At 59.1% G+C, this 12,246-nt stretch carries 14 protein-coding genes; 10 read left to right on the top strand and 4 right to left on the bottom strand.

Features of this window, described 5'->3' with window-relative positions; all coding sequences use genetic code 11:
• Window positions 1–2: 2 nt before the first annotated feature.
• Complete coding sequence (locus tag AC3WLE_RS03740) at window positions 3–2,213, bottom strand: penicillin-binding protein 1A (protein ID WP_492356100.1); 2,211 nt, start codon at window positions 2,211–2,213, stop codon at window positions 3–5.
• A 348-nt stretch (window positions 2,214–2,561) separates the two neighbouring features.
• On the opposite strand from AC3WLE_RS03740, the gene AC3WLE_RS03735 reads away from it, so the two are divergent.
• Complete coding sequence (locus AC3WLE_RS03735; RefSeq protein WP_492320339.1) at window positions 2,562–4,115, top strand: acyl-CoA synthetase; 1,554 nt, start codon at window positions 2,562–2,564, stop codon at window positions 4,113–4,115.
• 514 nt (window positions 4,116–4,629) lie between these two features.
• Here AC3WLE_RS03735 and AC3WLE_RS03730 read toward each other — a convergent pair.
• Window positions 4,630–5,136 (bottom strand): hypothetical protein, encoded by a 507-nt coding sequence (locus AC3WLE_RS03730; RefSeq protein WP_492356101.1) that lies wholly within the window; start codon window positions 5,134–5,136, stop codon window positions 4,630–4,632.
• 51 nt (window positions 5,137–5,187) lie between these two features.
• The gene (locus AC3WLE_RS03725) at window positions 5,188–5,628 is read right to left on the bottom strand and encodes a hypothetical protein (protein ID WP_492356102.1); all 441 of its coding nucleotides are present in this window, start codon (window positions 5,626–5,628) and stop codon (window positions 5,188–5,190) included.
• Between the two features lie 311 nt (window positions 5,629–5,939).
• Here AC3WLE_RS03725 and AC3WLE_RS03720 point away from each other — a divergent pair, with 311 nt between their 5' ends.
• The 5 genes from AC3WLE_RS03720 (at window position 5,940) to AC3WLE_RS03700 (ending at window position 8,887) form a co-directional block, all read left to right on the top strand.
• Window positions 5,940–6,494, top strand: a complete 555-nt coding sequence (locus AC3WLE_RS03720; RefSeq protein WP_492356103.1) for a PAAR domain-containing protein — start codon at window positions 5,940–5,942, stop codon at window positions 6,492–6,494.
• 2 nt (window positions 6,495–6,496) lie between these two features.
• A complete protein-coding gene (locus AC3WLE_RS03715) occupies window positions 6,497–7,192 on the top strand; it encodes a thioesterase domain-containing protein (protein ID WP_492356104.1) in 696 nt (231 codons plus the stop codon).
• Window positions 7,189–7,692 (top strand): hypothetical protein, encoded by a 504-nt coding sequence (locus tag AC3WLE_RS03710; RefSeq protein WP_492356105.1) that lies wholly within the window; start codon window positions 7,189–7,191, stop codon window positions 7,690–7,692. The genes AC3WLE_RS03715 and AC3WLE_RS03710 overlap by 4 nt, the downstream gene beginning before the upstream one ends.
• 488 nt (window positions 7,693–8,180) lie before the next feature.
• Complete coding sequence (locus AC3WLE_RS03705; protein WP_492356106.1) at window positions 8,181–8,492, top strand: hypothetical protein; 312 nt, start codon at window positions 8,181–8,183, stop codon at window positions 8,490–8,492.
• Between the two features lie 53 nt (window positions 8,493–8,545).
• Entirely contained in the window at window positions 8,546–8,887 is a 342-nt protein-coding gene (locus AC3WLE_RS03700; RefSeq protein ID WP_492356107.1) for a hypothetical protein, read from the top strand.
• A gap of 71 nt (window positions 8,888–8,958) precedes the next feature.
• On the opposite strand, the gene AC3WLE_RS03695 is transcribed toward AC3WLE_RS03700, so the two are convergent.
• On the bottom strand, window positions 8,959–9,204 hold the full coding sequence (locus AC3WLE_RS03695; protein WP_492356108.1) for a DNA-binding protein: 246 nt from the start codon (window positions 9,202–9,204) through the stop codon (window positions 8,959–8,961).
• A 244-nt stretch (window positions 9,205–9,448) separates the two neighbouring features.
• Here AC3WLE_RS03695 and AC3WLE_RS03690 point away from each other — a divergent pair, with 244 nt between their 5' ends.
• From AC3WLE_RS03690 to AC3WLE_RS03675, 4 genes are all read left to right on the top strand, one after another.
• A complete protein-coding gene (locus AC3WLE_RS03690; protein ID WP_492356109.1) occupies window positions 9,449–9,655 on the top strand; it encodes a hypothetical protein in 207 nt (68 codons plus the stop codon).
• A 146-nt stretch (window positions 9,656–9,801) separates the two neighbouring features.
• Complete coding sequence (locus AC3WLE_RS03685; RefSeq protein ID WP_492356110.1) at window positions 9,802–10,452, top strand: lasso peptide biosynthesis B2 protein; 651 nt, start codon at window positions 9,802–9,804, stop codon at window positions 10,450–10,452.
• 16 nt (window positions 10,453–10,468) lie between these two features.
• Window positions 10,469–11,530: an asparagine synthase-related protein gene (locus tag AC3WLE_RS03680; RefSeq protein ID WP_492363561.1), complete on the top strand. Its 1,062-nt coding sequence runs from the start codon at window positions 10,469–10,471 to the stop codon at window positions 11,528–11,530.
• Window positions 11,497–12,189: a hypothetical protein gene (locus tag AC3WLE_RS03675; RefSeq protein ID WP_492356111.1), complete on the top strand. Its 693-nt coding sequence runs from the start codon at window positions 11,497–11,499 to the stop codon at window positions 12,187–12,189. Before AC3WLE_RS03680 ends, AC3WLE_RS03675 begins: the two co-directional genes overlap by 34 nt.
• The last annotated feature ends 57 nt before the right edge of the window (window positions 12,190–12,246 follow it).

The following is a 12,246-nucleotide window of genomic DNA, read 5'->3' as shown; positions in this document are numbered from 1 at the left end:
CATCAGAACCTCCAGAAGAGGAACTGCCGATGCCGTTGCGCACGGACCGTGCGAGACGGCCGGCTCTCGGGGCCGAGCCGCGCATCGGGATCGATCGCCCGCGCGCGCAACGCCATGTCGTAGAACGCGCCCACCACCGGCAGGGCACTGCGCGCGCCCTGCCCCCAATCGTTGCCGAGCGTCACACGCCCATCGTCGAAACCCACCCACGCGCCCGCGACCAGTTGCGGATGCATCAGGATGAACCAGCCATCCGTGTTGTCCTGCGTCGTGCCCGTTTTGCCGGCCACGTCGGCGCGAATCCCGAAGCGCGTCCGGATACCCGCGCCGGTGCCCCGGCTGACGACGTCGCGCATCACGTCGACGAGCGTTTGCGCTGCACCGGCGGGCAGTGCCTGCTCTGGCGCTGCCTTCGCGAACTCGGCGAGCACCTTGCCGTCGTGATCCTCGATGCGAGTGACCATGCGCGGTTCGATATAGGCTCCGCGGTTCACGATCGTGCTATACGCGGAGACCATTTCCTTGAGCGTGACCGGGCTAGTGCCGAGCGCTAGCGACGGCACCGCTTCGAGCGGACTCTCGCGCACGCCCATCGCGCGCGCGAGCCGTGCGACCTTCTCGGGGCCTTCCTTTTGCATGAGCTGCGCGGTTACGCGGTTGCGCGAATACGCCAGCGCGTCGCGCAGCGTCATCGGCCGGCCGGTGGGCGGTTCCGCATCGGTAGGCCGCCAGACCGCATCCCCGGCCAGTGGAATGACGACGTTCCGGTCTACGATCGTATCGCTCGGCCGCGCCCCGTCCGCGAACGCCGCGCCATAGACGAACGGCTTGAATGTCGAACCCGGCTGACGCCGTGCCTGCTGCACATGATCGAACGGTGCATCGCTGAAATTGCGACTGCCGACCCATGCCTTGATATCGCCGTTGCGTGGATCGATCGCGACAAAGCCGGCCTGGACCTGAGTCTTGCTCCGGCAAAGCGCGCGGACAAAGGCAGGGTTCGTGGCGAGCTTCCTGAGTGCTGCCAGGTCCGATCGGCCAGCATCGCGTGCAGCGCGATAGTCGGGCGTTTGCCGGATGAATGCCTGGAACAGTTCGTTGCCCGGCCAGCAGCCCGTGCGTTCGTTCCAGGCTTCGTTCGCGATCCATTGCAACTGGTTCGCCTGCCAGTCCACCGCCTGCGTTGCCATCGCCTGCAGACGGGAATCCAGAGTCGTGCGCACGACCAGCCCGTCGGCATAGATGTTGTAGCCGTTGCGATCGGCCCACGCGATCAGCCACTTGCGCAGCTGCGCCGAAAAATGCGGCGCAGCGCCCGGTTGCGCGGTCTGCAATGCGAAATTGACGTTGAGCGGTTGTCGCTTCAACCAGTTATAGGCATCGGCATTGAGCTTCCCATACTTATTCATCTGCCCGAGCACGGTATTGCGCCGCTGCACCGCGCGATCGGGATTGAGCACAGGGTTGTAAGTGCTGTTGGCCTTCAGCATGCCGACTAGCGTTGCGCTCTCGAGAATGTCGAGCTGATGGGCCGATTTGCCAAAATAGGTGCGTGCGGCCATTTCCACGCCGTAGGCGTTATACAGGAAAGGCACTGTATTCAGGTACGTCTCGAGGATCTGATCCTTGCTGTACACGGCTTCGATCTTGAACGCCGTGATCGCTTCCCTGAGCTTGCGCGCGAGGGTCGGTGCGCGGCCGATCTCCTCGGGATACAGGTTGCGCGCGAGCTGCTGCGTGATCGTCGAGCCGCCCTGCCGGTCACCGGAAAGCGTATGCAGCGCAGCCGACGCAGTACGCATCCAGTCGATGCCGAAATGCTCACGGAAGCGCCGGTCTTCAGTTGCGATCAACGCTTCCACCATGTACGGCGATATCCGCCGGAGCGACACCCACTCGCGATTGGCCGGTTTGAATTCGTCTATCAGCCTGCCGTCGGCCGACACAATCAACGCTGGCCGGTCGACACGGGCTTTGCGAATGTCTCCGATGCCCGGCGTGAATGGCACGAGCGCAAGCACATATAGCAGGAACAGCGCCGGCAATGCGGCGAGCGTCAGCACGATGCCGCGTCGCGTCGGGTGACGAAGGCGGCGCATCGCGCCGTTGAAACCGCGTCTGGCTATGGTGCTGCCGGCGGCGCAGAGCGGTGGGATGCGTGCGAGCCACCGTGCGCAATATTCACGAAACAACGATACATGGCGGCGATTCACGATGGCGGGCGCTGGCGGAAAGAGCGGGATCGTACCAAAGGGGAAGCGCGCTTTTGATACCAAAGCAGAGCGGTGGCACGTGGCATTAACAGACGATTACATTTGTTTCGGGTGGCTAAGGTTCTGGACATATCGCAGCATCGAGCTGGGAGAGCCTGCGTATGCCTACGTCGGCGTGTCGACGATCAGGACAGAGTTGCTTGCGTCCCGCGGCACGAACGCATGCCACGCTCGCCCAACCCGGATCGGGTGGGGCAGCCTTCGTTACCGGGATAACCCTGTGCCGCAAGTCCGTGCCCGATGGTTCAATCGCTTCTCTTTGCAGCATGACATGACGGAGCATCTCCCGTGAACCTGACCGATACCCTGCACCGATCCCTTCAGCAATCGCCGGAGAAAGTGGCCACGATCTTCCGCGGGCGCCAGCGCACATTCCGCGAGTTCGGTGACCGCGTTGCCAGACTGGCGGGTGCGCTCCAGACCCTGGGCATGGGGCGCGGCGACCGGGTCGGAATGCTTGCGCTCAACTCCGACCGCTATCTCGAATATGCGATGGCCGTCTGGTGGGGCGGCGGTGTGCTGAATCCGGTCAACTCGCGGTGGAGCGTGCCGGAAGTGGTCTATTCCCTCGATGACTGCGACACCGGCATCCTGATCGTCGACGACAACTTCCTGCACATGGCGGATGGCATCCGCACGACCGCCCGGCGCTCACCGATTCTGATCCATGCCGGCGATGGCGAGGCGCCCGCCGGCATGCTGTCGTTCGACACGCTGATTCGAGAAGCGGCGCCGGCCAACGATGCCCATCGCGGCTACGAAGACCTCGCCATTGTGATGTACACAGGCGGCACCACCGGCTTCCCGAAGGGCGTCATGATGACCCACATGAGCCTGTGGACTGGCTGCATCCAGCGCATGGCCGATACGCCGCCAATCCGGAACGGCCGCGTGCTGCACTCCGGCCCCTTCTTTCATATCGCAGCGATGAACCGGCTGCTGATGCAATTCATCGCCGGCGAGACTCACGTCATCGTGCCGTCGTTCGAAGCAGGCGAGGCGCTCGAGACCATCGAACGCGAGGGCATCACGGATCTCGGCCTCGTGCCGACAATGATCCAGATGCTGATCCAGCACCCGGATTTCGGCAAGCGCAACCTTTCCACCCTGCGCCGGATCGGCTATGGCGCATCGCCGATCATTGCATCGGTACTTGAGCAGACATTGGCAAAGCTGCCGGGTGTGGACTTTGCGCACTCATACGGGCTGACAGAGACCATGATTGTCTGCACGAATCCGCCCGAGAACCATGGCGAGGCCGCCCGCACACTCGGCTTGCATCTTTCGGTCGGCAGGCCGGCATACGGACTCGCCGTAAAGATTGTCGATGCCGATGGCGCAGAACTGCCCCGCGGCTCGGTGGGCGAACTGATCGTTCGCGGGCCGAGCGTCACCCGTGGCTACTGGAACAAGCCCGAGGAAACTGCCCGCGCCCTGCGCGACGGCTGGCTCCACACCGGGGATGGCGCATACATGGATGAAGAGGGCCATATCTTCATTGTCGACCGCCTGAAGGACATGATCGTCAGCGGCGGCGAGAACGTGTACTCGGCAGAAGTCGAGAATGCCATTGGCCGCCATCCCGACGTGGCAATGTGCGCAGCCATTGGCATCCCCCATCCGGTATGGGGCGAGTCCGTGCATGCGATCGTTGTTGCCAAGCCAGGTGCAGCGGTGAGCGAAGACGAGATCAGGGAGCACTGCCGGCAGTTCATCGCGGGCTATAAATGCCCGAAGTCGGTGGAGTTCCGTACCGCGATGCCGTTGTCCGCTGCGGGCAAGATTCTCAAGAGGGAGTTGCGGGCGCCGTACTGGGATGGGAAGGGGCGCAACGTCAACTAGCGGAATGGGTGCCCACCTCCCGAACGTGTGCCGGGAAGGCACTTTGTACAACGCTGTATCAAGTAGCACCAACGATACGCTCGCCGACAAATCTGGCCGGGACGTTCTCCATGGACTGCGGATCGTTGATGCTTCGCGCGATCCATCGGTTGAACGCCTCGTCGGAATGCAGAAACTCGTACCAGCGTTGAATGTGCACTCGATACTTCCAGCAGATCATCCCGCTCGATTCGCGCTAGCAAACGCAGCTCGGCGTCGATCTCGACTTCGCCTCGTCCATGGGTTCTGTACAGACGAAGGTAGTAGGTCCGATCGGCGGAATCCGTCAGCGAGAATGTTCGATTCACCCCGTGCACGACTTCATGCACTTCGATCGCGTCTATGCCGTAGACGGTTGCGACGGCCCGCCGCACCATTGCGACGTCGCCAGCCGATTTGGTTTCGTGATCAATGGTCATGGCCTATGCGACCTGTCTCATGGCAAGGACCGGGGAGCGCCCTACGGATCGATAGACTATCGGATCGACGCCCCGCGACTCGGCCTGCAGCCGTGGATGCCGTTCGGGACGATCGATGCCGTGTTCGCATCAAAGTAGATGCCATCGTATCTGTCGCCGGAGTAGAGGAACATGTAGATCAGCTTGCGCTTGAACTGCCCCCGCAACCGGACGACGGGGCTCATGCAGTCATTGCGTGAGGCGGTGCTTGGGTCCACGTACTTGATAAGCGGCTGGTCAGAGCCCTTGTATAGGACAACGACATCCCAGCCAATGAACCGCGTCGGGGTATCGTTCTCGTTATCGAACGTTCTGGCTTGCATCTGGCCACCCTCTCCACCAGCCTTTAGCACCCGGTACTGTACGTAGCAGTCCCCGCAGGCGTACTGCATGTAGATGACATCGATCGTCGTATTGTCGCTTGACAGCGAAAATGGATATAGGAGCACGGCCAGGACTCCGGCACCTATTAGCAGCACCGAAGACAGTGCAAGGCCGGCTATCTTGCAGGCAAATGATTTCATTTGTTCAGCCACCTTTGTAGAAGAAGGTCCCTCCAGTCCCGGGATTGGTTTCTACCGGATTGGCTGTGGCCCAGGGCAACACGGATGAGGGCAGGCCGGTTCAAATACTACATAGACCTCGCTTACCGGGCCCACGTTCTTACCACTGGACCGAAGCTCAAGCATCGCGGTATCGAGTTCCGAATGCTCGATCCGCTCCGGCACCAATCCAATGGCCCCCAAAGCTGCCTTGGCGCTCTCCAGGCGCATCATGGCTAGATTCATCGATGGCCGCCCGCCGTATGCTCGCCTGACAAAGACGGCATATTGCCCTCCACTGGGAAAGCCCACCTTCATTCTTGCGTTCCACTCGGCCAGCTTGCGTACTTCGGCTGCCGGCAAGACGCTGTCGGCGTTGCCAAAGCTGAGTTCGTGCTCGAGGCCGACCAGCGAGCAAGGGAATGTGGAGCTGCTGCACGTGATCAGCAGGCCAACGGCGAGTCTTCGCAGCATGATCGATCTCCGATGTTGACGATATGGCCCGCAATGGTGTCGGGATTGGTGTCGCAGAACTGATCGGGCATAGCCATCTTCGTGTCCTTTGCCCTGTTTGCAGCAAGCGGAACTTTCCAGCGCCATTTTCGGATTTGCCCGATTGATTCCCTACCGGGCACCTTGTTTCATGACTCCAGTGGCGACTTGCCATGCTCATCGGAGTTGGATATGGCCTCAATCAGAAGCGCGATTCTCCCAAGACCAACCTACCTAAACCTTTGCGCCACGTCAGCAATCTCTGACGTACACGTGCGTGCGGAGGTCTGGCCATGGTGACCCGGACCTATCTCATCAGAGGCGATAAGGCCAACAACGGTGCCACCATTTCCGGCGGCAGCAACTCGTACTTCTGGCACAACGTTCCCGTCGCCCGGGAAGGCGATGCCGTGTACTGCCCCGTATGCAAGCGCGCAGGCACAATTGTCTGCGTCGGGCCACGCGTGCCTTGTACGGACATGGGCAAAGAAGTCGCGCTCAGCGGAGATATCTGTGCCTGCGGCTGCCAACCGGCACCAGTCTTCTATGCCTCGCGGCAGTTCACGATGACGATCGCTGCAGCGGAAGTAGGAGAGCATATTGCCGCCCCGCTCGGTGGCGTTGCGGCAACGGAGCAAGCGTTGCACTCACTGAAGACTGCCAGCCACGATCAACGCATCCAATTGCTGGATGAGATTAGCGGCCAGCCTTTGCCGAATCAGCGGTATCGCATCACGGGCGAGAGCGGAATGCATGAAGGGCGCACCGACAGCGAAGGCTTTACCACGCGGGTATTCTCGGACCGCGCTACGACAGTGCGGCTCGAGGTATTCGGGGAGGAGGTATAGTCATGCAACCACTCAAGACTCTCGATGTACGCCTGACGCCCGTTTCTGACACAGAACCTGTCAAGGTATATTTGCTACGGCCGCGGGGAACGTTGTATTGGGGAGGTGCCGGGCTGGATGGCGAGTATGTCCGGCCTCAATTGGCAGCCTTCCGCCGAGCCGGCATCTCTCAGTGCTTTGCCGGTCTGACAAATTCCTCAACGCACACACTGCCGCAAGGCTACGCTTTGAGCGGCATGCTGCTCGATGCCATTCGATCTGGTATGGCCATCCGCTACCGTGACGACGGCGAATGGACGATTACCAGCGGCATGGCGTCGGAAGCCCCGCAGTTCAACCTGATCGGATACAGCTATGGATCCTTGTTGGCCGCACAGACTGCATGGTCGTACGCCAGACAAGGCCACGTCATCGACCATCTGGTGCTGGTTGGATCGCCCATCTCTCAGGACTTTCTGGCGGATCTGCAATGTCATCGCAATATCCGGAAGACCATTGTGATTGACCTGGTGCAATACGGCGATCCGATATATGCGGGTATGCCGTGGCTAGAGTTGATGGCTGCCGCTCCGCTTCTCAGTAAGCAGATGCTTGCGGGAAACGGCGAAGGGCATTTCTACTATGCCCATGTCGTCGCCGACAGCCCACGGCGCTGGATGAGTCTGGCGGACCGTCTTGTATCAGAAGGGCTTAAGTGATGAAGCCAAAGGCAAGCAAAGCCATCAGACTTGTAGATCTGTGCGCCATTGCAATGAGCCTGCTGGGCGTCGCCTTTGCAGCAATCTCGGCGTGCATGCCGATTACGCTTGCTCAAGTTACGACCGGCCCTTTAGCGGCATTTGCAATTGTCACGATCCTTTGCGCGGCAGCGATCGCCTTCGGTGGCTTGCTGCCTTTGCTCTACATACTGGTGCGCCGGCCAGGCGAACGGTTGCGGGCAATCCTCGCCTACACGGCTGGTGTCCTCTTCTTTTCCGCGTCCTTTCTTGCGACGGATCGATGGGTGACGCGCCAACTTCCTAGTCGACACAACATCGCCAATGCTGATGTGTTGCACGCAGTAGCAGCCAGCCATCGATGCGCACAAGGCACCCGCCATAGCGTGGTGATCAATGAGTGCGCCTTCCGCCCAGGCACGCGATCGAAGGCTATTGAAAATGCTGACAATATCGCGGGTTACATCGTCTGCTCTGAGTAAAGCGGCGGCGGTGTTCTGGGTCTCGTGTGCATCATTGCCTAGTGCGATTGCATGCAGCCCTGTTCGCTCGTTGGATCTGACTTTTCGCGCTGAGTCAGTCGCATTGGACACCGCGCAGGCGCTGCGACTTGGAAGCTGGATTGCCGACTTGAAAACAAGCTTTCCGAACTATGAGGGCTTCTTCATTGCCGGACATGTGGACGAGTCGGAGAAGGGAGACAAGCACCTGGCTCATGACAGAGCTGACACGGTCCGTCGATTCCTGGCGGATCGGGGCTTTGGCATAGCCCGCATCCACATCGAGGACCCAGGAACCAGCTACAACAAGCCGATCTCAGGTTTGCCCACACGATCCGCTTCCATCGATTTTCTGCCGGCATGCCCGCATGAGTGTTGCGATCGTTCAACGAACACTGCCGAGGGTCGGGGCAGCCCGATGCCGGACAGGTAGCCAAGGAGAGCTCCCTGTGGCAACGAGAGACCGAGCAATGGCCCTACGATGGTTGTTCCTGATACCTTCGGTATTGTTGCCTGCTTCATTTGTGGGGCTAAGCCTCTTTCACATCGTCGCAGCGCCAACAAGGGACGATATGTTCGTCGGATATGCAGGCGTTGTATCCGCCGCCGTGCTCCTGTTTGACCTCATCCTCGCGCTGGTATGGCTCGGCGCATTTGGATGCCTGCTCTACGTCAGCCCCGGACAGCGACGGCCATTGCTGATGATTGCGGGAATGACCATTCTGGCGTTCGCCGCCTGCTACGTCCTGGACAGCAAGCTGATTCGGGCACTTCCGGGATGAGCGAACGCCGCATCTGAAGCGTGGGCGGCAACGTAGACTCTACGGGAAAAGTTATGAAGATTGCGTCTCCGGCAATTAGCAAGGTATTCGTCTGGAGTACGTGGGCTGCTGCGTTATGCCTCGCCTATGCATGGTTCAGCGGCTATGTCATCGACGTCGCGGAGCGAACGGCAGTAGCCCCCGTTCCGCTGCACGAAACCGCGCTTGACGTATTGCAGCGGCACGGGCCTTTCAAGGGAACCGTTCAGCCGGGCACACGATGCCGATTGGTCAACGTCGAGACGAAAGCTCTGGTTTCCTACCGGATGAAATGCGGCAACCTCGACGGTTGGACCGATGAAGCCGATTCGTTTGATCCGCCGCTAGGAATTGGCTTGTTCGGAAGCACCGAGTGATTCGCCGTTTTGGTCGATTCCCTCGACCGCTACGGCTACCGCACACAGGGGTGGCGTCCGGTGCATCACCCCTACCCCACCAATACCCGCAACTCGCGCGCCATGGCAGGCGCCACCTGACTGGCGCACCGAGCAAGATTGACTTGCATGGCCGTGGCGGCGACATCCAGAAGGATCGGGTTAATGCTGTAATCGCGCTGATCCAGCCATACAAGCACATCCAGCAAATGCCAGAGTGTGGTGCTGCCTTCATGCACCGGCGCCGGGAAAGACCCGGGATAGCCGATCATCAACTTGCGCATGTTCTGGCGGGACATGCCGACGGCATCGGCGATATCGGTGAGCTCACCATCCTCGAGAGCCGCTTGTGTCGCACGGCATCACCTGACATCCAGAACCAAAAATCTTTCGCTGCGCCGCAGCCTACCTCTCCCCGAGGGCTAGCCAAATCGCGAAGGATCAGAAATTTCTTCTGTGATCTTCTGAATTCTCTGAACACCCTCTTCTAATCGCGCACCTATACCTATAAGCAGACGGTCGCCATCACCTTGGCAAAGCCGCATGAGCCAATCCAAAAAGAGGGGAAAGAAGTTACCTGATGTTACTTTGATTGAGTTGAACCGTAAGGAGATCAACATGAAACCGAATCACGAAATCAATGAAATTCTTGAATGCGATGACTTCGAGGATATCAACGCCACCGATAGCACGCAAGGTAAAGCGGGCGGCGCTATTCTCGAAAGCATTTCGTGGGTATACCAATTTTAACTAGATGCTCCTATGCCCCCCGGGGGTAAGCACAAGAATCCTGTGGCAGTAACGTCGCGAGCGAAATGCCCGCGCCGGCCTAAGTGAATCCGTTGTGCCTGCCTCGCAAGGGGGGCAGCTCCACCCATCCTTCGTTCAATAGTGAAATGCAAGAGAACATCCGATTCGCTTGGTTCGAAGATCAACTGATCCTCTTGAATATAGCCGGGGACACATACACGGTATTGTCGGCAGAACACTCAATGAAACTGTTACTTCATGCCAGGACCGTCGCAGAAAAAATCGATGATTTCGGCATATTTTGCACGCAGCTATCTGATTTCGCGATTGAATCCATTACCAGCAACCGACGCATTCATTACACCGGCGTTTCCCAGAACTGTTGGCGTTTAATGAAGCAAGATGTTTCTACTCCACACTGCACGACCCTTGTCCTGCAAGCATTGCGTGCTTTGCATCTGGTGCATCAACGTTCGGCAGTAAGACGTCTCGCCGGATTGAAGCAGCTTATTGAGCGTGCACAAGTCCGCCGAGAACTCACACCCAAATGCGAACTTGGTGAGCTGGTTAAGGCCTTGAATGCGGCCTGCATGCTTTACTACCGAAAGACGAAGTGCCTTGAGTGGTCAGGCGCATTGGCTCTGGTGGGTTATCGCTTTGGGTACGATCTTCGCCTGATCGTTGGGGTGCAGAATCGCCCCTTCTATGCGCATGCCTGGATTGAACATGAAGGGCATACCGTCGGCGACGACCCCGATTTACGCAAGCAGCTTGCTGTCATCCTCGAGATCAACTGACTAGCCGGGGAGGCATATGATCTTCGCGAAATTGCAGCCCATGCCTTCACGTGCCACGGAGATACGCTCGGGTGCGCGCACATGGTCGAACAACGGCGAGCACGTCGCGGAGATTTCATCTGAGCAGGGCGCACTTGTCGCTTTTGGGGAAACCATGGAAGCATCCTGGCTGGTTGCGGGTCAGGTCTTCTGTCTGCAAAGCGGGGTCCCCGCATCTCCGGCAAGGGTAGCTGAGCTAGCGCAGACTGTCCCCCAGAGCGTTAGCAGGCAATTCTGGGGGCCATACTTCATTATTGTCTACGACAAACTCCAGAACAGGTTTGTGGTCCTGGCCGATCCTTGTGGTCAGCATCCAGTGTTCTATCGCCTCGCTGCTGACGGCACCTTGCACGTCGGCAACCGGATTGAGGACTTCGCGCAGTTGGGCAGCGCCAGCCGTGAGCCAGATCTTCCTTTTCTGCATCAGTTTCTCGCGCATGGGTATGGTGAATCAACGGGAACAGGCTGGAGAGGAGTGTCACATCTACCGCCAGGCCACGCATTGCGTTGGAAGCGCGGTGCAGCTCCGGAACTATTCCGCGCTTGGTCACCGTGGCCCTCACGAAAATCTCGCGATCAGGCAGATTTCGTAGATCTGCTCACCATGGTGCAAAGCTCGATGTTGCGAGGCTGGGATGCCATCACTCTCGAGCTCTCTGGTGGACTGGATTCCACCGCACTTGCGGTAGCTTTGCAGCGAGCGAAATTGAATACGCGAACACTGGCAATCACACATTTCGATCCAACTCGAACGTCATCCAATGAAGTCGCGATCGCCCGGCATGTCGCTAGGCACTGCGGCATAAACCATAGGGCGTATCCACTGTTGGCAAAGTTGCCATTCACTTCCGTAGATGCCATCCCAGCTGTCGCGCAACCCGCTACAAAGCTTTGCTTCCTTGCGCGCGACCAAGACATGGAGAAAGCGGGCATCCCCGTCGAACGCGGCATATTGTTGAATGGTCACGGGGCGATTCGCTGTATCTCGCCCCACCACCGTTCTGTGTGGTCGTTGATGCCGCCGCGAGCCTGCACCTGATGCGCGCCGTCTCCGCGCTAAGCGACCTTGCCATTCATTACCGCCTGCCGTTGTACAGCGTACTGAAATTCGCGTTGAGCGGTGCCTTCGATCATCTCGGTGGTTCACACGCCCAACAAGCTCAAACAGTTATACAACAAGCGCCAAGGGAGCGACCCGCGACCTTATACGACGATGTACTGCGTGGCGCGACACTAAGACTAAGGCCGGCCAGGCGATATCAGATCGCAGCGCTGGGGGCCGTCCTTGATGACGCGCTCGTGCAGCCCTACCCGAAAGGAGGCCGGCCTGTCATGCCCTTTCTTGCTCAACCGATTGTTGAGCATGCAATGCAAATAAATCTCGAGGAAGCCTTCTCCGCCGACCACAATCGGCTCAGTGTGCGGAAGGCTGTGTATCGTGCGTCAGGCTTGGGAACTCTCTGGCGGACGGACAAGGGCGACATCATGCACTCTGCGCTGCAAGGCATCAAAGTGAACAACGCCCACGTCCTTGAGACATGCCTGGAGGGGTGGGCGGCGTCTGCCGGGCTCCTCGACATTGTCAGCTTGAGCAAGCTCATAAAGCGCGCGGCACTGGGATATCCCGCTGGCTTGATGGAGATTACCCGGATCTATGCCGTGGAGATGTTTGTGCACGGACTTCGTCGAAATGTGTAACAGGGTCATGCGCGACGCAAAGCCATGGCGATGCCAAGCTGGTCCAGAGCCCCACAT

It is taken from the genome of Cupriavidus sp. FW306-1B-F12B (assembly GCF_058781795.1).
The sequence above is the reverse complement of the archived record's forward strand: the minus strand, read 5'-3'. Positions and strand labels throughout refer to the sequence as shown.